General features: G+C 64.1%; 15 protein-coding genes. 5 read left to right on the forward strand and 10 right to left on the reverse strand.

The features are described from left to right. Window position 1: 1 nt before the first annotated feature. From VR74_RS16150 to pdeM, 5 genes are all read right to left on the reverse strand, one after another. Complete coding sequence (locus VR74_RS16150; protein ID WP_045698493.1) at window positions 2–1504, reverse strand: pyridoxal-dependent decarboxylase; 1503 nt, start codon at window positions 1502–1504, stop codon at window positions 2–4. Window positions 1505–1596: 92 nt separating this feature from the next. Continuing rightward, window positions 1597–1947 carry a DUF3147 family protein gene (locus VR74_RS16155; RefSeq protein ID WP_045698495.1) on the reverse strand — a complete coding sequence of 117 codons (351 nt, stop codon included), beginning with the start codon at window positions 1945–1947 and terminating at the stop codon, window positions 1597–1599. 3 nt (window positions 1948–1950) lie between these two features. Further along, window positions 1951–2388, reverse strand: coding sequence for an NUDIX domain-containing protein (locus VR74_RS16160; RefSeq protein WP_299950857.1), 438 nt, complete (start codon window positions 2386–2388; stop codon window positions 1951–1953). 9 nt (window positions 2389–2397) lie between these two features. Then, on the reverse strand, window positions 2398–3015 hold the full coding sequence (locus VR74_RS16165) for a helix-turn-helix transcriptional regulator (protein ID WP_045698499.1): 618 nt from the start codon (window positions 3013–3015) through the stop codon (window positions 2398–2400). Between the two features lie 92 nt (window positions 3016–3107). Beyond that, the gene (gene pdeM / locus VR74_RS16170; RefSeq protein WP_299950858.1) at window positions 3108–3827 is read right to left on the reverse strand and encodes a ligase-associated DNA damage response endonuclease PdeM; all 720 of its coding nucleotides are present in this window, start codon (window positions 3825–3827) and stop codon (window positions 3108–3110) included. Between the two features lie 169 nt (window positions 3828–3996). Here pdeM and VR74_RS16175 point away from each other — a divergent pair, with 169 nt between their 5' ends. Together VR74_RS16175 and VR74_RS21205 are read left to right on the forward strand one after the other, a co-directional pair. Then, a complete protein-coding gene (locus VR74_RS16175) occupies window positions 3997–5022 on the forward strand; it encodes a sterol desaturase family protein (protein WP_299950859.1) in 1026 nt (341 codons plus the stop codon). Continuing rightward, window positions 5019–6164 carry an acyltransferase gene (locus VR74_RS21205; RefSeq protein ID WP_299950860.1) on the forward strand — a complete coding sequence of 382 codons (1146 nt, stop codon included), beginning with the start codon at window positions 5019–5021 and terminating at the stop codon, window positions 6162–6164. Before VR74_RS16175 ends, VR74_RS21205 begins: the two co-directional genes overlap by 4 nt. A gap of 97 nt (window positions 6165–6261) precedes the next feature. On the opposite strand, the gene VR74_RS16185 is transcribed toward VR74_RS21205, so the two are convergent. The 3 genes from VR74_RS16185 to VR74_RS16195 all read right to left on the reverse strand — a co-directional run bounded on the left by VR74_RS16185 (window position 6262) and on the right by VR74_RS16195 (window position 11780). Beyond that, the gene (locus tag VR74_RS16185; RefSeq protein WP_045698500.1) at window positions 6262–8859 is read right to left on the reverse strand and encodes a ligase-associated DNA damage response DEXH box helicase; all 2598 of its coding nucleotides are present in this window, start codon (window positions 8857–8859) and stop codon (window positions 6262–6264) included. 55 nt (window positions 8860–8914) lie between these two features. Continuing rightward, window positions 8915–10435: a serine hydrolase gene (locus VR74_RS16190; protein WP_299950862.1), complete on the reverse strand. Its 1521-nt coding sequence runs from the start codon at window positions 10433–10435 to the stop codon at window positions 8915–8917. Window positions 10436–10544: 109 nt separating this feature from the next. Then, entirely contained in the window at window positions 10545–11780 is a 1236-nt protein-coding gene (locus tag VR74_RS16195) for an Hsp70 family protein (RefSeq protein ID WP_045698504.1), read from the reverse strand. A gap of 115 nt (window positions 11781–11895) precedes the next feature. On the opposite strand from VR74_RS16195, the gene VR74_RS16200 reads away from it, so the two are divergent. Both VR74_RS16200 and VR74_RS16205 read left to right on the forward strand, forming a co-directional pair. After that, window positions 11896–12924 carry a ligase-associated DNA damage response exonuclease gene (locus tag VR74_RS16200; RefSeq protein WP_045698506.1) on the forward strand — a complete coding sequence of 343 codons (1029 nt, stop codon included), beginning with the start codon at window positions 11896–11898 and terminating at the stop codon, window positions 12922–12924. Window positions 12925–12980: 56 nt separating this feature from the next. Then, window positions 12981–14228 (forward strand): trypsin-like serine protease, encoded by a 1248-nt coding sequence (locus VR74_RS16205; RefSeq protein WP_299950864.1) that lies wholly within the window; start codon window positions 12981–12983, stop codon window positions 14226–14228. A gap of 76 nt (window positions 14229–14304) precedes the next feature. Here VR74_RS16205 and VR74_RS16210 read toward each other — a convergent pair whose 3' ends face one another. After that, window positions 14305–14919, reverse strand: a complete 615-nt coding sequence (locus tag VR74_RS16210; protein ID WP_045698508.1) for a glutathione S-transferase family protein — start codon at window positions 14917–14919, stop codon at window positions 14305–14307. 94 nt (window positions 14920–15013) lie between these two features. Here VR74_RS16210 and VR74_RS16215 point away from each other — a divergent pair, with 94 nt between their 5' ends. Beyond that, window positions 15014–16636, forward strand: a complete 1623-nt coding sequence (locus VR74_RS16215; RefSeq protein ID WP_045698581.1) for a cisplatin damage response ATP-dependent DNA ligase — start codon at window positions 15014–15016, stop codon at window positions 16634–16636. A 67-nt stretch (window positions 16637–16703) separates the two neighbouring features. Here the strand turns inward: VR74_RS16215 and VR74_RS21600 are convergent, their stop codons facing one another. Continuing rightward, the gene (locus VR74_RS21600; protein WP_045698583.1) at window positions 16704–16958 is read right to left on the reverse strand and encodes an HU family DNA-binding protein; all 255 of its coding nucleotides are present in this window, start codon (window positions 16956–16958) and stop codon (window positions 16704–16706) included. Window positions 16959–17017: the final 59 nt, after the last annotated feature.

Here is a 17017-nt window from a genome sequence, read left to right on the forward strand (position 1 = left end):
ATCAAGACGGCGGTGCGCCTTCGGCTGCCTTACGCACCGCAGCCACTTCCGGCGACGCGGCAATCCGCACGATTTCACTCAGCAGGATATCGAGATCCTTGCGGGCGGTGCGGTGATTGGTGATGTTCACGCGGATCGCCGTGCGTCCGTGCAACTGGGTCGTCGATGGCGCCGCAATGCCCTGCTCCTGCAGCTGGATCACGATCTCGTCATTCATTGCATTTAGCACGGCATCCGGCAGGCCGTCCACCACGTGCCGGAAGCAGCAGATATTCAGCGCCACCGGCGCCAGCAATTCCAGTCCGGGCGTCATGGCAACCTGCTCGCCCAGGTATGACGCCTGGTAGCAGTTGCGGGTGATCATCCGGCCGAGACGGTCGGTGCCGAACTCCGCCAGCTGGGCCCACACTTTCAGGGCCCTGAAACCGCGCGACAGCTCCGGTCCGTATTCCACCGGCCAGGGGTTGCCGCCGGCCAGACCCCGCTCCTTGGCCTTCAGATAATCGGGCCGGTCGGTAAAAGTGGCGCGGTGGAGCGTTTCATCCCGCACGAGGGCAAAGCCCGCATCGTAATTGACGTGCAGCCATTTATGAAAATCGAATGCCAGCGAATCTGCGCGCTTTATCCCGGTCAGCCGATCCCGTGCGCGCTCTGACAGCACGCCCAGCGCGCCGAACGCCCCGTCAATGTGAAACCACAGGTTTTCCGCTTTCGCGAGGTCAGCGAGTTCTTCCAGCGGATCAATCGCACCGACATTCACCGTACCCGCCGTGCCAATCACCACAAAGGGCGTCAGCCCGGCGGCGCGGTCTTTCGTGATCGCGGTCCTGAGGGCATCCATGTCGATCTCGAACCGGTCATTTGCCGGAATGCGCCGCAGGGCATCGGTGCCGAGGCCGACCATGTCGAAGGCCCGCGCCACGCAGGAATGGGTCTCGGTCGATGTATAGCCGACCAGTCCATGCCCGCAGACGCCGTCCTTGCGGCTGGCAAAATCGAGGCGGGCATCGCGCGCCACCTTGATCGCAATGATCGTTGCCATCGACGTGCCGGACACCACGATGCCGCTGGCTGTCTCGGGAAATTCGAACAGTTCCCGGCACCAGCTGATCACCTGTTTCTCGACATAGATCGCGCCATGGTCGCGCCCGCCGACATTGGCATTCATCGACGATGCTGCCATCTCGGCGAGAATGTTCGAGGGCGTGCCAGAGCCGTGCACCCAGCCGAAGAAGCGCGGATTGGTATTGCCCGCCCCGTAAGGCAGCAGGGTCTCCATCCGGCTGATGACGTCATCCGTTCCCAATCCCTGCCGGGGCAGCGGCGATTTCAGCGCATCCTTGATGTCAGCCGGCAGCTCGGTCCATACGCGGCCCTGCCGGCTGGACTGCATGCGGTCGAGGGCGCTTTCCAGCATGCGGTGCGCCTGCGCCCGGAATTCATCCCAGTCTTCGGGGTCGAGCGATTCCTGCGGTGTGGGTTCGTCATAGGGCTTGTCGGTCATGGCAGCCTATTCACCCGCTTTCGCCCGACATGCAAAGCACTTACCGAGCGTCATGTGCAATACGCGTCCGTTCTCCCTTGGGAATCCGGCGGTTAAAGCTTGATCCCGACCTTCGGACCAATCCACGTCATCAGCAGGTAAAGCACAATAGTCAGCAGGCATCCGGCGATCAGTGACGGCCAGAATCCCCACTCCTGCCGCAACAGGACCGGGATCAGCAGGAACATCGGCAGCGACGGCAGCACATACCAGAACGTGGCGGTCGCATGATCGGCCATATTGGCTGCATCCGGCCTGTCCCTCCACAGCCAGATCATGCCGAGTACCGACACGAGCGGCAGTGAGGCTACCAGCGCCCCGAACCCCGGACTGCGTTTGGCAATCTCGGAAACCAGCGCAATCAGGATGCCGGAAACAAGCGCCTTGAGGATGAGATATGTCATGCTCTAATCGCCCGCCCATCCGAATTCCAAATATGCCACATCGTCGTTGATGCTGGCGAGGGCAACGCGGATATAGGGCACCGTATTCTGCGGCAGCTCCGTAAGCGCGAACCATCGCATGTCATCGCACTTGTGCGGTTCCGTGTTCACCGGCTCACCCGACCAGGCATCGACACCAAAGTACAGTGACACCCGCTCCTCATCCGAATTTCGGTGCATCGTGTGCAAAAGCCTCAGCGCAGCCGGTGCGATCTCCAGCCCGGCTTCTTCCTGCGCCTCGCGCGCCATGGCAGATCGGAACGTCTCACCCCCGTCCACATGCCCAGCGACCAGGCTGTATTTGCCATCCTCATACCCGGTATTGAACCGTCGCAGCATCAGCACTTTCCCGTCCCGCAGCAGAACAAGATGCACCTCCGGTATCAATTTGAACCGCGACATCATTGTCCCCTACTGGCTCGCCCACAGGATCCGCGCGATCCAGGCAATCTCGCCGGGCCTGAAACTGCGCACCGGATAATCGGGATTGAGCGAGGCGAGTTCCACTGCGCGCGCATTGCGCCGCGCCAGCACCTTGGCCATGATTTCCCCGCCCACAGTTTTGGCGACCACCCGGTCCCCGGCTTTCACCTCTGCCCCCGGCGCAACAATGATCCGGTCGCCAGCCCGATAGGCCGGCTCCATGGAATCGCCGCTGATCTGCAGCGCATAGACCGGCTCGTCGCCCAGACCCGGGAACCGCACCTCTTCCCAGCCCGTGCCGACCGGAAAGCCCGCATCGTCAAAAAACCCGTCCCGCCCGGCCTGCGCAAAGCCGATCAGCGGCGCGAGACCGCCCCGGCGCCCTTCGACCATGGCGGCAAAATCATCAAACCCGCTGCCCACCGCTTCGAGCACGCGCGCAAGGCTTTCGGTTGACGGCCAGCGCGGCCGCCCGTCGGCGCCTTCGCGCTTGGAGGGATTGAACGCCGTCGGGTCCAGCCCGGCGCGCTTCGCGAGGCCCGAGGCCGACAGGCCGTGATGCGCCGCCAGCTGGTCAATGCCCCGCCAGATGTCCCGGTGCTGCATGGAAAGGGCCCTGTTTCGTCTTGCCCTCTGTATAATGGGTATATAATCCTATCGTCAAGGCTCCCCATCCGCGCAGGATTGCAGAGGGCCTGTCACATCCGCCATCGCGCGGCGGCCACGTCCGGCAAGAGGCTCTTGGCTGACACGGCGAATACCCGCTCGCCGCCAAGTGCAAAAGCCATCAGGCCTTCCGGGAACAGCGGCGCGAAGGCCGCGTCGAGCACATTCAGCCCGCCGGTGAACGCGCCCATGGCCGGCATCACCAGCCGCGCCCCGTCGCTGGCGAAGCAGCGCCGCCGCACCATGCGCCCGCGCCCCTTCACCTTCGCCGCCGGATGCAGGTGGCCGGCAATCTCGCCCGCCGCGCCGGTCGGCTCATGCCGGAAGACCAGCGATCCGATTCGCAACACATTCGCCGCGCGCCCGCCCAGATGCGCTGGCGGGTCCGGGTCATGGTTGCCCTCCACCCAGACCCAGTCATGCGCCCCGGTCAGAGACCTGATCCGTTCGGCATAGACATCCGGCAATCGCAATTCAGCGGCCCGGTCATGGAAACTGTCCCCCAGGGAGATCACGGTTGCAGGCATCAGGCTGGTGCACAGGCGCTCCACCACGCCCAGCGTCGCGCCGGTATCATAGGGCGGCAGCATCTGGCCCCGCGTGGCATAGGCGCTGCCCTTCTCAAGGTGCAGGTCAGAGACGACCAGCACCCGCTCCGCCGCCCACCACAGCGCACCCTCGGGCAGCGGCAGCAACAGCTCGCCGCCCAGATGCAGCAGCGTCTCGGAAGGGCGGGCGGCAAGGGCTGTCATGGCCGATAGGTGACCCGCATTCGCCCAGCCGTCAACGCACCCTGTCACCCGCTGTGAAGCCGGATTCACATATCCAGGATAATCACCTGTCTTTACACGGTTTTAAGCATGATCTCCTACAAAAGCCTCAAGCGAAAACAAATACAAACCGTGATGGGACGCTTGGGACATGGCCGAATCTGCAGTCTCCCCGGGAGATGCGCTGGGCATTGCACAGCGCGCGGGCGATTGGCTGTTCGGTCTGCTGCCCTTCACGACCAGTGACCGCACACACTGGACCGGCCTCGCCGCCTTCCTCCTCATCGGCAGCGCCATCTGGTTTTGCAACCGCAGGACCCTCCGCGCTGAGGGCTTCAGCGGGCTCGTCAATTTCCTCGTGCCTGCGCACATCTATTTCTCGCGCTCATCCCTCGTCGACGCGAAAGTCTTCCTCGCCAACCGCGTACTTTCGCCGCTTGTCGGCCTGTTTGGCCAAGGATTGCTTGTTGCCGTGGCTGCCATTGTCGCCCAGTCGATGGGCGGCCTGATACACGACGCCTCAAAACCCGCCGCATCCACCACGGCAATCGTCCTCGCCACGATCTGCATGGCAATCGCCGGGGATTTCGGAACTTACTGGACCCACCGCCTCCACCATGAACGCAGCGTTTTGTGGCCTTTCCACAAGCTGCACCACAGCGCAGAGCACCTGACACCGCTCACGGTTTTCCGCAAACATCCGGTGTACGACCTGATCAGCTCCCTTATCCGCGCCCTGTGCATTGGGCCGGTCTTCGGATTCATTCTCGCCCTGTTCGGCGTGTTGAACCTGGTCACGATCCTTGGAGTCAGCCTGGCGCTCGCCCTTTTCAACGTGGCAGGTGCAAACCTGCGGCATTCGCACATATGGCTGGATTTCGGTCCGGTCATGGACCACATCTTCATCAGCCCCGCGCAGCACCAGATCCATCATTCCATGGCCCCGCGCCATCATGACAGGAATTATGGCGAGATGCTCGCTATCTGGGACTGGGCCTTCGGCACGCTCTACATTCCGAAAGGGCGTGAGATCCTGCAGTTCGGTGTGGCTGATGCCAATGGCGTGCCGGAGCCGCAGGTGCACATTTCGCTCGTTACCGCCTATGCCGTGCCTTTCACCGAAGCTGCCGGCGCCTTGCGTGCCCGCCGCGCGCCGCAACAGGTGGCCGCCGAATGACCCGCGGCTTCTCGCTCTATCTCGATGCGCTTCGCTTCCTCGCGGCCCTCGTCGTGTTCGCCTCACACATGGGCTATGCCCGCTTCACAAACGGCAACATGCAATGGATCCGCGATCTCAATCTCGGCAGCGATGCCGTGGTCATCTTCTTCGTCCTGTCCGGCTTCGTCATCGCCTATACGACGCTCACGAAAGACAGGGGCCCGGCCGCCTATGCAGAAGCGCGCTTTGCCCGGCTCTACTCGGTCGTCATTCCGGCGCTCGTGCTCACCTTCGCGCTGGATGGCCTCGGCACCTGGCTGATGCCCCACGCCTATGATGGCTGGTGGTACAATGGTGAGGACCGGCTCGGCCAGGTCCTGCGCGCTTTGACATTCACCACACAGGTGTGGACAGACAATATCCGCGTCGGCTCCAACGGGCCATTCTGGTCAGTCGCCTATGAGGCCTTCTACTATGCCGGATTTGGCGTTGCCGTGTTCTGCCGTGGCCACACCCGTGTCCTGCTCCTTTTACTCTTGGCGCTGCTTGTCGGCCCGCGCGTGCTGCTGCTGGCACCCTGCTGGCTGCTCGGCGTCGGCCTGCAGCAGCTCGTCTCCCGCGGCCATGCCGCCAGCCTGTCAAGGACGACAGCCTGGCTGCTCACCCTTACGCCATGGTCACTCTATGCTGGCGCACTGACCCTGAATGTTCCCGCGCACCTGACCCAGATTACCTACCAGTTGCTCGGCGGGGCGATCACACCAAACGCCCTGTTCGGCTTCTCTGATGAATTCATCTGGAACCTCCTGATCGCCGTGCTGATGGCGCTCCACTTCCTGGGCGTCTACAATCTCGCGCGCAATGCCGACTGGCTGGGCGCCCGCATGGAGACAGCCATTCGCTGGAGCGCAGGCGCGACCTTCTCGCTCTACCTGTTCCACTATCCGATCCTGACATTCCTGCATGGCCTGCCCCTCTATGACAGCGCCAGCCCGCTCCATGCCGCATTGATGGCAACCGTCACGCTGGCAGCCTGCTTTGCCCTTGCCGAAGTGTCCGAGCGCCGCCTCGGATTCTGGAAGCGGCTCGTGCATGGCGTGTTTGAGCGACTTGCCAATCTGTCGCCGCAAAGCCCGGCTCTCCCGAAGCGCTCATCCTGAGCGAAGTCGAAGGACGGGCGCAGGCTTCCGGTCCCAAGCGCACAAAACCCTGACCTACCGCGCCCGCAGGGCGTGGGAGGTGAGGGCCCTTTGGCCCCTAGTCCCGCATCGCGTCGCGCACCAGGTCCGCCTCGGCTTCGCCCAGTACCGCATCCTGAACTGACGCGCCGAACACCGGCTCGCGCCCCATTTCCAGCATCACCGGCACGGCAAACGGGCTGATATGGTCCAGCACATTATGGTCGATCCGACCCCTGATTCGCACCAGCATGTCAGACAGGCGCCGCACGTCGAGCAGGCCCGTCGCCGCGTCCTGCCGCGCCGCCTGCAGCAATATATGATCCGGCTCATGACTGCGCAGCACGTCATAGATCAGGTCGCTGGAAAAGCTCACCTGCCGTGAATTCTTCTCCTTGCCCGGAAGGTTGCGCGCGATAAGGCCGGAGATCTGGGCGCAATGCGCAAAGGTCCGCTTCATCAGCGCGCTTTCGTCCAGCCAGGCTTCCAGGTCGTCGCCCATCATGTCCGGATGGAACAGGCCGCCCATGTCCAGCTCGCTCATGTCCTCCATCGCCCAGACGGACATCGCATATTCGCTCGCCACGAAGCCGAGCGGCCTGGCCCCCATCCGCTCCAGCCGCCGCGTCAGCAGCATGCCCAAGGTCTGGTGGGCGAGGCGCCCCTCGAACGGATAACAAACCATGTAATGCCGCTCGCCGCGCGGGAATGTCTCCACCAGAAGGTGATCCGGCGGCGGAATGCTCGACCGGCGCACCTGCACCTCGAACCATTCGCGCACCTGCGCCGGCAGGCCCGCCCATTGCGCGGGGTCATGGATCATCTGGCGCACCCGCTCGGCAAGGAACGTGGTCAGCGGAAACTTGCCGCCATTGTAACTCGGTATGGCCGGCTTCTCGCCTACCGCCCGGACGGCCAGAACGTCCAGCCCCTCGACACCGATCAGCCGCAACACTTCGCCCGCGAACAGGAATGTGTCACCCGGCACCAGCGTGGAAATGAAATACTCCTCGATCTCGCCCAGCTTGCGTCCCGCCCGCACGGCGCGCTTCTCGCCGGGCGCGCCAGCCACCTTCCCCACGAAATTCGCCAGCCGCACCGATAATTGCACCGCCTCGACAATCGCGCCGACATTCATCCGGTGCTGCTGGGCGTCCTGCGCCGTGCGCGCCACCCAGCGCCCGTCCGGCCGCCGCACGATCCGGTGGAACCGGTCATAGGTCTTCAGCGCATAGCCGCCGCTCGCGACAAAATCGACAATCCGCTCGAACGTCTCCCAGTCAATCTCCGCATACGGCGCGGCCCGCACGATGTCGTCGTACAGAGACGCAAGTTCGAACCCGTCTCCGCAGGCCCGGCCCATCACGTATTGCGCCAGCACATCCAGGGACCCCTGCCGCAGCCCCTCACCGTCGATCTCCCCCGCCTCGACCGCCGCTTCCGCCGCGCGGCATTCGAGCACCTCGAACCGGTTGGTCGGCACCAGCACCGCCCGGCTCGCCTCGTCCATGCGGTGGTTCGCCCGGCCGATGCGCTGGATCAGCCGCGCGGCCCCCTTCGGCGCGCCCATCTGGATCACAAGGTCCACCTCGCCCCAGTCAATGCCGAGATCGAGCGTCGAGGTGCAGACAACCGCCTTCAACTGCCCCGCCGCCATCGCCGCCTCCACCCGCACGCGCTGGTCCCGCGCCAGTGAGCCATGGTGCAGCGCGATCGGCAGGTTGTCCTCGTTGGCCCGCCACAGCTCCTGGAACATCACTTCGGCCTGGGCCCGCGTATTCACGAAGACCAGCGCCATGTTCGCGCCCTTGATGGCCTCATACACTTCCGGCACGGCAAACCGGCCCGAATGGCCAGACCAGGGAATCCGCTCACGCGAGACAAGGATATCCACCTCGGCCGACACACCCCCCTCGGCCCGGATGATGCGCGCATCCGGCATCAGCCACCGCGCCAGTTCCTCCGGCTCTTTGACCGTCGCCGACAGGCCAATGAACCGGCATTCCGGTGCCCAGCCGGCCAGCGTTGAAAGCCCAAGCGACAGCAGGTCGCCACGCTTGGACGCCGCCATTGCGTGCACTTCATCAACGATCACGCATTTGAGGTCAGCGAAGAATTCCCTTGCGTGATCCGACGCAATGAAGAGGGCCAGCTGCTCCGGCGTCGTCAGCAATATGTCGGGCGGGTTGCGCCTCTGGCGCTGGCGCACATGGGCCGGCGTATCGCCCGTGCGCGCCTCGATGCGGATGGGCAGGTCCATGTCGCTAACCGGCGCCATCAGGTTCCTCTGCACATCCACCGCCAGCGCCTTCAGCGGCGAAATATACAGTGTGTGCAGGGCGGGTCGGCGCGACCCTATCCTCCCCCGCCTGCGCGGGAGATGCCCCGAAGGGGCTGAGGGGGCTGTCAGAAGTTGCGCCCTTTCCCCCTCCGTCCGCTGCGCGTCCACCTCCCCCGCAGGCGGGGGAGGAAAAGGCTCCGATATTTCAATCAAGCTCCCCAGAAAACCCGCCAGTGTCTTGCCCCCGCCCGTGGGCGCGATCAGCAGGGCGCTCTCGCCTGCCAGCGAGGCCTCTGCCAGCGCCAGCTGATGCGGCCTCGCCTGCCAGCCACGCGCAGCGAACCAGCCCGCAAAGGGCTCAGGCAGGGTAAATGTCAGGGCGGCGCTGTCAGGCATCTCGGCCCCAGCCTAGCGCAAGGAAGGCGCGCTGCCTTCCCTTTTCATCGCGGTCCTATGGCTGGACGGCTTGCTGGTCGGCAAGGAACTTCGCGCGTTCCCTGGGCGACATGTTCTCCATCTGCGCCTCAAGCTCGGCGGCGGTGCGCTGGGCGGCGCGCTCATCGTCCGCCGCCTGCAGCGCCAGCAGCACATCGCGGGTGAAATCGTTGATCTCGAACCGTGCACCGCCATTCACATCATAGCCGCGCCGGACGATCACGGCATTCATGCTCGGCACGATCACGACATACTGGCCGCGATTGCCCGCCATGTAGTACGTGCCTGCCGGAACACCTGCCGCATCGGTCATCAGCCAGAATTGGGCGCCATAGCCAGGACCTTCTGAGGGTTGCGCCGGGGCGGGCGTGCGCACGAATTCCGCCCAGCCCTCCGGCAGCAGGCGCTCGTTGCCCCACATGCCGTCCTGCAGGTAAAGCTGGCCCACACGGGCAAGGTCACGCGCCGTCGCCCAGACCTGGCTCGATGCGATAAAATCGCCGTTCCAGTCAATTTCCATCGTCGTATGCGTCGCGCCAATCCTGTGCAGCAGCTTTTCATAGGGGAAGCGATGGAACGCATTGTCGTCATTCATGGCTTCGCGCAGGCTGCGCATCGCGATCAGCGTATCATTGTTGGAATACTTGAAACGTGTGCCGGGCGCCGCCTCCAGCACCTTGCTGCCAGCCTGGTCCACCACACGCCCGCCGCCGAAATAGATCCGGTCTGTGCGCGAACCGCTCTCGCCACTGTCGAGGCCGCTCGCCATTTGCAACAGGTTGCGGATTGTGATCGTCCGGCGCGGATCGGCGCCATTGTTCCAGTCGGCAATCACGGCCGGATAATCGATATCGATCAGCCCATTGCGGCGCGCGGCGCCCAGGATGGTCGCGGCAATCGACTTGCCGACAGACCATGTCCGTTGCGGCGTCTCATGGTCCACGCCGCGGGCATAGCGTTCGGCCACGACCTGTCCGTCACGCACGACCAGCACGGCGCTGGTGCGCGTGCCATTGCCATAGGTGCGTTCGTCAAAAGCAAACGAGACCGGCGCTTCAAGCCGCTCGGCCTCTTCCGTGCGCAACTGGATCTTCACGTTCGAGCCGATGGCGCTGCCCCGGTCCTGATCGGCAGCTACCGGCCAGCTGCCAAAATGCGGCAGGAAGGAAATCTGGCTCGCATCGGCACCGATCGGCAGCTGCGTACAGCCAAAGCCGGGCCGCCAGGCCGCGATGCGGGGCGGCATGGTCGCCGAATAGCTGACCGATACGGTCTTTAAGGCTGTATTCACGTCCGCTGGCGCCAGCCTGTCGAATGAACGCTGGTAATCGGGATAGATGCCGCTCAGGTCATTCTGGTCGATCTCGGCAAGCGTCTGGCGGGCATTGAACAGGCCCGAGCATGTAAAGGCGGCTTTCCAGCCTGCGGCGAGCGCGTCATCCATCGCGTCTGTATTGCCACCTTCCTGGGCCATGGCAGGTAGGGCGGACACTGCAAGTGCAGCAAGGGATACGATCACGGCTCTGACGGGACGCATGGGCAAAACTCTCCTGTTACCGGTGCAAGTCTATGCACATGGCTTCATGTCGCAAGTATGGCGCGGCAGTTAGGGTTTGGTTAGCAGTCTCGCACAGGGAGCGCAGCCCCTACCCCGTCACCATCGCCGCCCCGTGCACGGCGAGGCCCTTGGCCACGGCGCCGAAGCGGTCATTGGCTGACATCACGGCATTGCCGAAGCGCCCGGCCAGCCTTTCCTGCACCAGCGGGATGAAGGTGGAGCCGCCCACCATGACGATATCGGTAATCTGGTCCGGCGCGACGCCCGCCCGCGCGAGGCATTCGGCGGCCACGGCGTCCATGCGCGAGATCGCGTCATTGATCAGGCCCTCAAAGGCGCCCCGCATGACGACCTTCTCAAGATGCGCGTCCGGCGTGTCATAGGTGAAGGTCTGCGTGTCCGCGCCGCTGAGGCCGATCTTGATCTGCTCCGTGCGCTTGGCATAGGCGTGGGCCTCATGGTTGCGCACCAGGTGGTCGAAGGCGCGGATGCCAACGCTGTTCGGGCTGTTCATCAGCATCCAGGTGATCTGTTTCGCCGTGTCGCGTGTGTAGAGCCTGTTGAGACTTTTCCAGTCCGACAGGGTCGAATAGGGCGATGACGGCACCGGCAGGCCATTCAGCTCCAGCGTCTCCATATGGCCGAACAGTTTCGACAGTTCGAAGAAGCTCAGCATATGGTCGAAATCATTGCCCCCGAGATAGAGCCCGGCGCTGCCGAGCACATCGAAACCGGCATTGTCCGGCGATATGCGCACGACTGAGAAATCCGACGTACCGCCCCCGATATCGACCACGAAGACCCGCTTTTCCCGCCCGCTCGGAAAGGCGACAGATCGCGCCGCCGCAACGGGCTCGTCAAGAAACTCGACCTGCGTCACGCCGGCCGTATGCAGGCACGCTTCGAGGATCGTCTGGGCCCGCTTGTCGAGTTCCGGGTGCCGGTCGTTGAACGAGACCGGCCGCCCCTGGATCACCGAGTCGACACGCTCGCCCGTTTCCGCTTCAGCGCGTGCAATCACCCGTGTCAGGAAATGTGCGATTACATCGCGGAACGGCAGCCGCCGGCGGCCCACCTCGGTCGTCTCGTCAATCAGCGACGAGCCGAGCACCGACTTGATCGACCGCATCAGGCGTCCCTCTTCGCCGGACTCGTAGGCATTCACCGCCTCGGCACCGATGGCATATTCACCGGATGTCGAGCCATAGAAGACCGCCGTGGGGATCGATGTCGCGTCCGGCTCCAGCGCGATCAGGCGTGTTCCGTCAGCGCCGCGAAACGCGATGGACGTGTTCGATGTGCCGAAATCGATGCCAACTTGCATGGGGAAGGCCCTTATGCGGAGAATGCGGCCCAGTCGCCTACCCCACTTGGCCCCAAAGCGGAAGCCGCCGCAGCCAGCCCCTTCCCCACACCTCGCAAACCCCTACACTCCTCCCATGCTCCGCCCGGACCTCCTGCTGCAACCCACGCCCAAGGGCCTCTATTGCCCGCCGGGCGATTTCTATCTCGATCCGGTGCGCGGCGCCGTCGACCGCGCGGTGATCAGCCATGGCCATTCAGACCATGCGCGCGGCGGACACGGCAAAGTGCTCGCCCACCCGGACACGCTCGCCATCATGGCCTGCCGCTATGGCGCCGGTTTCGCGAAATCCACACAGGCGCTGGAATATGGCGAGGTGGTCAATATCAATGGCGTCACCGTCTGGCTCGCCCCGGCCGGTCACATCCTCGGCTCGGCCCAGATCGTGGTCGAGCACAAGGGCCTGCGCATGACCTTCTCAGGCGACTACAAGCGCTGTTTCGACCCGACCTGCGCCGGTTTCGAGCCTGTCGAAGGCACGCACGTCTTCATCTCCGAGGCCACTTTCGCCCTCCCCGTTTTCCGTCACCCCGACACAGGCCACGAAATCGGCCGCCTCCTGCAGAGCCTGCAACAATTCCCGGAGCGCAGCCACTGCATCGGCGCCTATTCGCTCGGCAAGGCCCAGCGCGTCATCCGCCACCTGCGCTTGGCTGGCCATGACGCCCCGATCTTCATCCATTCCAGCCTCGAAAAGATCTGCGCCCATTATCAATCCGTCGGGATCGACCTCGGCACACTGGTCACGGTGCCCTCCGGCGACCTGCCGAAGGCCCGGCGCGAAACCTTTCGCGGCCAGGTCATCATTGCGCCACCCGGCAGTTTCGACGGCAAATGGGCCCAGAACTTCCCCGATCCGGTCATCAGTTTCGCGTCCGGCTGGATGAGCATCAAGCAGCGCGCCAAACAGCGCGGTGTGGAGCTGCCATTGGTCATTTCCGACCATGCCGACTGGGATGAGCTGACCGAGACTGTGCGCGAAGTGAACCCGCAGGATCTCTGGGTGACTTATGGCCGCGAGGACGCCCTCGTGCGCTGGGCAGAACTCGAAGGACGCCGCGCGCGGCCCCTGCGCATGGTCGCCTATGCTGACGAGGCTGGTTGACCCGGCCCCGGCTTGGGTTCTTTAGTGAGCCTACAGGTGTATTCAAAGGGGACGACATGAAACGCAAAGCCCTTCTGGCGGCCAGCGCCGCGCTGCTCGTGCTTTCTGCCTGCGACGCCATCCGCGTGCCGGGCGTCAATCCATCCGACGCCGAGACGCAGACGCAGGCCGATGAGGAAGCCTCCGCAATCATCGACCAGCTGCCTGCCGACGCATTCGACGAGGACAGCGCCAGCTCCGTCGAGGTCGTGCCGGAAACGCCCGCGGTCATCCCGGCATCCGAACTGCCCGAAACCGCGCCGGCCGAAACACCGCCCGCAACCGATGATACAGCGCCAGCCGAAGCCGTGCCCTCAGACGGCGCCGCCACAGACACGCCGGACGAGGCTCTTCTGCAACCTGAATCTGCGGGCGGTCTCGCCCTCAACCCGCAAGCCTCCCTTCCCACACTGGCCGCGCTAAACGCCTCCACCTGCGTCCGCCCCTCCGGCAGCCCGCCCACACCCACGGTCGCATCGGTTTCAGGTGCCACGTCACAGGTTCAGGTCCCGGCCGGTACGGAGGCGGTCAACGGCCTGGCCGCCAGCCTTGCCAGCTTTCCCGGCATCGTGAAGCTGGAACCGCGCAGCGCGCAGGCCGACGGCAGGGTCGCCAGCGGCCATTGCGGCGCCACGCGTATCGCCCGCAACTGGTTCGTCACGGCGGCCCATTGCGTTGATGATGATTACGAGGAACTCCGCCTCATCGGCGACGCCGCCAATCTGCGCAGCCCGCTTTCCAAGGTCACACGCGCCACGCTGGCCGTCTGTCATGGCGGCTATCTCGGAACGATCAATGGCTATGCCAATGACCTCGCCCTGATCCGCCTTGACGAGGACCAGATTGCGCCCCTCGCCGATGTGCCGGTCGCCCGCTATGGCGCGACTGAAAAGCCCCTCGCGCCCGCCAATTATCCCACGGCCGACATGGCTGGCTGGGGCCTGACTCATCTTGGCGGCCAGCTGTCGAATGACCTGCTGGCGACACGGCTGCAGATCACGGCTGATGGCCCGTCGCTGATCAACGTCGCCAGTGCCGGCGGCGCCGGCCCCTGCGTCGGTGATAGCGGCGGCCCGCTTTATGTCACCGAGGCTGACGGCAGCCGGACCGTCGTCGGCGTCCTGTCCGTGGTCGAGCAGAACCGCGCCACCGGCGAATTCTGCGCCGGCGAATATAATGGCCGCTTTACCAACCTGCAGGGCTACATGGGCTGGATGGATTCCGTCATGGCCCTCTGCGACGCCAGCCCGGACGCGTGCCGGTAGGGATATCCAAAGGGGCTCATCCTGAGCGCTCCGCGATGCCGCCGCACCTGCCTTCGCAGTGGCGGCGACTCGAACCTTAAATCCCCACTTCCATCATCTTCTGCCAGGCGGGACGGGCCTGCATCTTTTCAAGCCAGGCCTTGGTCGCGGGCCGGTTGTCCAGTCCGCCCTGCGCGCTGGCCATCAGGATCTGGAAGCCCATCAGGCAATCGGCCGCCGTGAAGTGTTCGCCGGCGAAATACGGATACTTGGAAAGATGCGCCTCGATCGTGGCTGCGGCCTTTTCGCGCTCAGCCGCCATCATGGCCTGCACCGGATTGCCGGTCATGTCGACGCGGCTGAAATAGACCTGCAGCAGGCCCGGCAGGAACACGGCGCCTTCGGCTGCATGAATCCATTCCAGGTAACGTGGGAAATCCGGCGAGCCGGGTCGCGGATGCAGCTGGAAGGCGGTATCGTATTTGCCCATCAGGTATTCTGCGATGGCACCCGTCTCGGCGATGACGACATCGCCGTCTTCCAGCAGCGGCGACTTGCCCATCGGGTGGATCTTCAGCAATTCCGGCGGCGCGAGGTTTGTCACCTCGTTGCGCTTGTAGTGGACGATCTCGTGGGGCACACCGAGTTCAGCGAGCAGCCAGACGATGCGCTGCGAGCGTGAGGCGTTGAGGTGGTGGAGCTTGAGCGTCATGTAAGTATGTCCCTTGTGATTGAGTCTGCCTAATTCGTCACACCGCCCTGCTCCGACGCTGTCATGCGACGTGTTTGGCCCTATGTATGGTCGCATGCAAGCCTTTGCCGACCTGCTTGACAGACTTGTGTTCACGCCTTCGCGTAACGGCAAGCTGCGCCTGATGGCCGACTATTTCAGGACGGCCCCGGATCCGGACCGGGGCTACGCCCTTGCCGCCATGACGGGCGATCTGGACATTCCGGCCGTCAAGCCCGCCATGATCCGCGCGCTCATGGATGGCCGCATGGACCCGGAACTCTTTGCCCTGTCCTATGACTATGTCGGCGACCTTGCCGAAACGGTCAGCCTTGTCTGGCCGGAATCGCGCGGGGCCAATCGCACGCCGCCCTTGTCGGAGATCGTTGAAACGCTGAACGAGGCGACGCGCGCCGAAGCGATGAAACTTGTCGCCGGCTGGCTCGACAGCCTCGATGCGACCGGGCGATGGGCCTTCCTCAAATTGCTGACCGGGGGCTTGCGCATCGGCGTCTCGGCGCGCCTTGCCAAGCTCGCGCTTGCCCAATTCGGCGGCAAGCCCGTCACCGGGATCGAGGAAATCTGGCACGGCCTCGCACCGCCTTATGAATCGCTGTTCGCCTGGCTCGAAGACCGCGCCGAAAGACCCGCGCCCGATATGGCCGCTCGGTTCCGCCCGGTCATGCTCGCCCACCCCCTCGTGCCAAAGGCCGACCGCGACAGCCCGGACGCCGTGAACCCGACGCTGATCACAGCAGAGACCTTTGCCGCCGAATGGAAATATGACGGCATCCGGGTCCAGGCCTCCGCCGAGCGCGGCGCGCGGCGCATCTACACCCGCACCGGCGACGACATTTCCCACGCCTTCCCGGATATCGTCGCGGCCATGGCGTTTGAAGGCACGCTTGACGGTGAGCTGCTGGTGCGCAATCCGGGCGGCGGCGTCGCCCCGTTCAACGCCCTGCAGCAGCGACTGAATCGCAAGACCGTCTCGAAGCGCCAGAGAGAGACCCATCCGGCCTTCATCCGCGCCTACGACGTACTGCAGGACGGGGCCTGCGACCTGCGTGGACAGGCCTTCCGCGACCGGCGCATCCTGCTTGAGCGTTTCATTGCCGACATAGGGTCCGACCGGTTCGATCTCTCCCCGCTCGTCCCCATCACCACGCTCGCCGCACTGGATGATGCCCGGCTTGATCCGCCTGCGCCGGAAATCGAGGGCGTGATGCTGAAGCGCTGGGACAGCCCCTACCTGGCCGGGCGGCCGAAGGGCTTCTGGTACAAGTGGAAGCGCGATCCGTTCCTCATCGACGCCGTACTGATGTATGCCCAGCGCGGCCACGGTAAGCGGTCCAGCTTCTATTCCGATTTCACGTTCGGTGTCTGGCGCGATGAGGACGGCGAAGACAGGCTCGCCCCGGTCGGCAAGGCTTATTTCGGCTTTACAGATGACGAGCTGAAACAGCTGGATGCCTTCGTGCGCGCCCATACGATCGACCGGTTCGGTCCGGTACGGTCCGTGACCGCCAACAAGCAAACCGGCATTGTTCTGGAAGTGGCCTTCGAGGGCCTGCAACGTTCGCCCCGGCACAAGTCCGGCCTCGCCATGCGTTTCCCCCGCATCAACCGCATCCGCTGGGACAAGCCAACGGCCGAAGCCGACCGGATTGAAACGCTCGAAGCCCTGCTGCCAGACTAGGCGCACAAAAAAGGGCCGGGCTCTCTGCAAGCCCGACCCTTTCCGGAATGTCAGAAAACGTCCGTTATCAAACGGTTTCCTTGAGTTCCTTGGCGACCCGGAAGGCAACTTTCTTGGAAGCCTTGATCTTGATCGCTTCGCCGGTTGCAGGGTTACGGCCCATGCGGGCCGGGCGCTTGCGCACTTCCAGCGTTCCGAGGCCGTTCATGCGGATACGCTCGCCCTTCTTCAGGCGTTTCGTGATCCGCACTGCCATGTCGTCAAACAGTTCTTGCGATTGCTTCTTGGTGAGGCCGTGAGCCTCAGCCATTTCAACCGACATCTGACGCAGGGTGACAGTCGTCGCCGTTTTCGTTGCCGGCTTGGCAGCAGCAGGTGCTG

The organism is Hyphomonas sp. BRH_c22 (genome assembly GCF_000961795.1).
Taxonomy (GTDB): Bacteria; Pseudomonadota; Alphaproteobacteria; order Caulobacterales; family Hyphomonadaceae; genus Hyphomonas.

Coding starts and splice junctions, on each gene's coding strand:
- VR74_RS16150 (WP_045698493.1), bottom strand. CDS start 1,504: ATGACCGACAAGCCCTATGACGAACCCACACCGCAGGAATCGCTCGAC.
- VR74_RS16155 (WP_045698495.1), bottom strand. CDS start 1,947: ATGACATATCTCATCCTCAAGGCGCTTGTTTCCGGCATCCTGATTGCG.
- VR74_RS16160 (WP_299950857.1), bottom strand. CDS start 2,388: ATGTCGCGGTTCAAATTGATACCGGAGGTGCATCTTGTTCTGCTGCGG.
- VR74_RS16165 (WP_045698499.1), bottom strand. CDS start 3,015: ATGCAGCACCGGGACATCTGGCGGGGCATTGACCAGCTGGCGGCGCAT.
- pdeM (WP_299950858.1), bottom strand. CDS start 3,827: ATGACAGCCCTTGCCGCCCGCCCTTCCGAGACGCTGCTGCATCTGGGC.
- VR74_RS16175 (WP_299950859.1), top strand. CDS start 3,997: ATGGCCGAATCTGCAGTCTCCCCGGGAGATGCGCTGGGCATTGCACAG.
- VR74_RS21205 (WP_299950860.1), top strand. CDS start 5,019: ATGACCCGCGGCTTCTCGCTCTATCTCGATGCGCTTCGCTTCCTCGCG.
- VR74_RS16185 (WP_045698500.1), bottom strand. CDS start 8,859: ATGCCTGACAGCGCCGCCCTGACATTTACCCTGCCTGAGCCCTTTGCG.
- VR74_RS16190 (WP_299950862.1), bottom strand. CDS start 10,435: ATGCGTCCCGTCAGAGCCGTGATCGTATCCCTTGCTGCACTTGCAGTG.
- VR74_RS16195 (WP_045698504.1), bottom strand. CDS start 11,780: ATGCAAGTTGGCATCGATTTCGGCACATCGAACACGTCCATCGCGTTT.
- VR74_RS16200 (WP_045698506.1), top strand. CDS start 11,896: ATGCTCCGCCCGGACCTCCTGCTGCAACCCACGCCCAAGGGCCTCTAT.
- VR74_RS16205 (WP_299950864.1), top strand. CDS start 12,981: ATGAAACGCAAAGCCCTTCTGGCGGCCAGCGCCGCGCTGCTCGTGCTT.
- VR74_RS16210 (WP_045698508.1), bottom strand. CDS start 14,919: ATGACGCTCAAGCTCCACCACCTCAACGCCTCACGCTCGCAGCGCATC.
- VR74_RS16215 (WP_045698581.1), top strand. CDS start 15,014: ATGCAAGCCTTTGCCGACCTGCTTGACAGACTTGTGTTCACGCCTTCG.
- VR74_RS21600 (WP_045698583.1), bottom strand. CDS start 16,958: ATGTCGGTTGAAATGGCTGAGGCTCACGGCCTCACCAAGAAGCAATCG.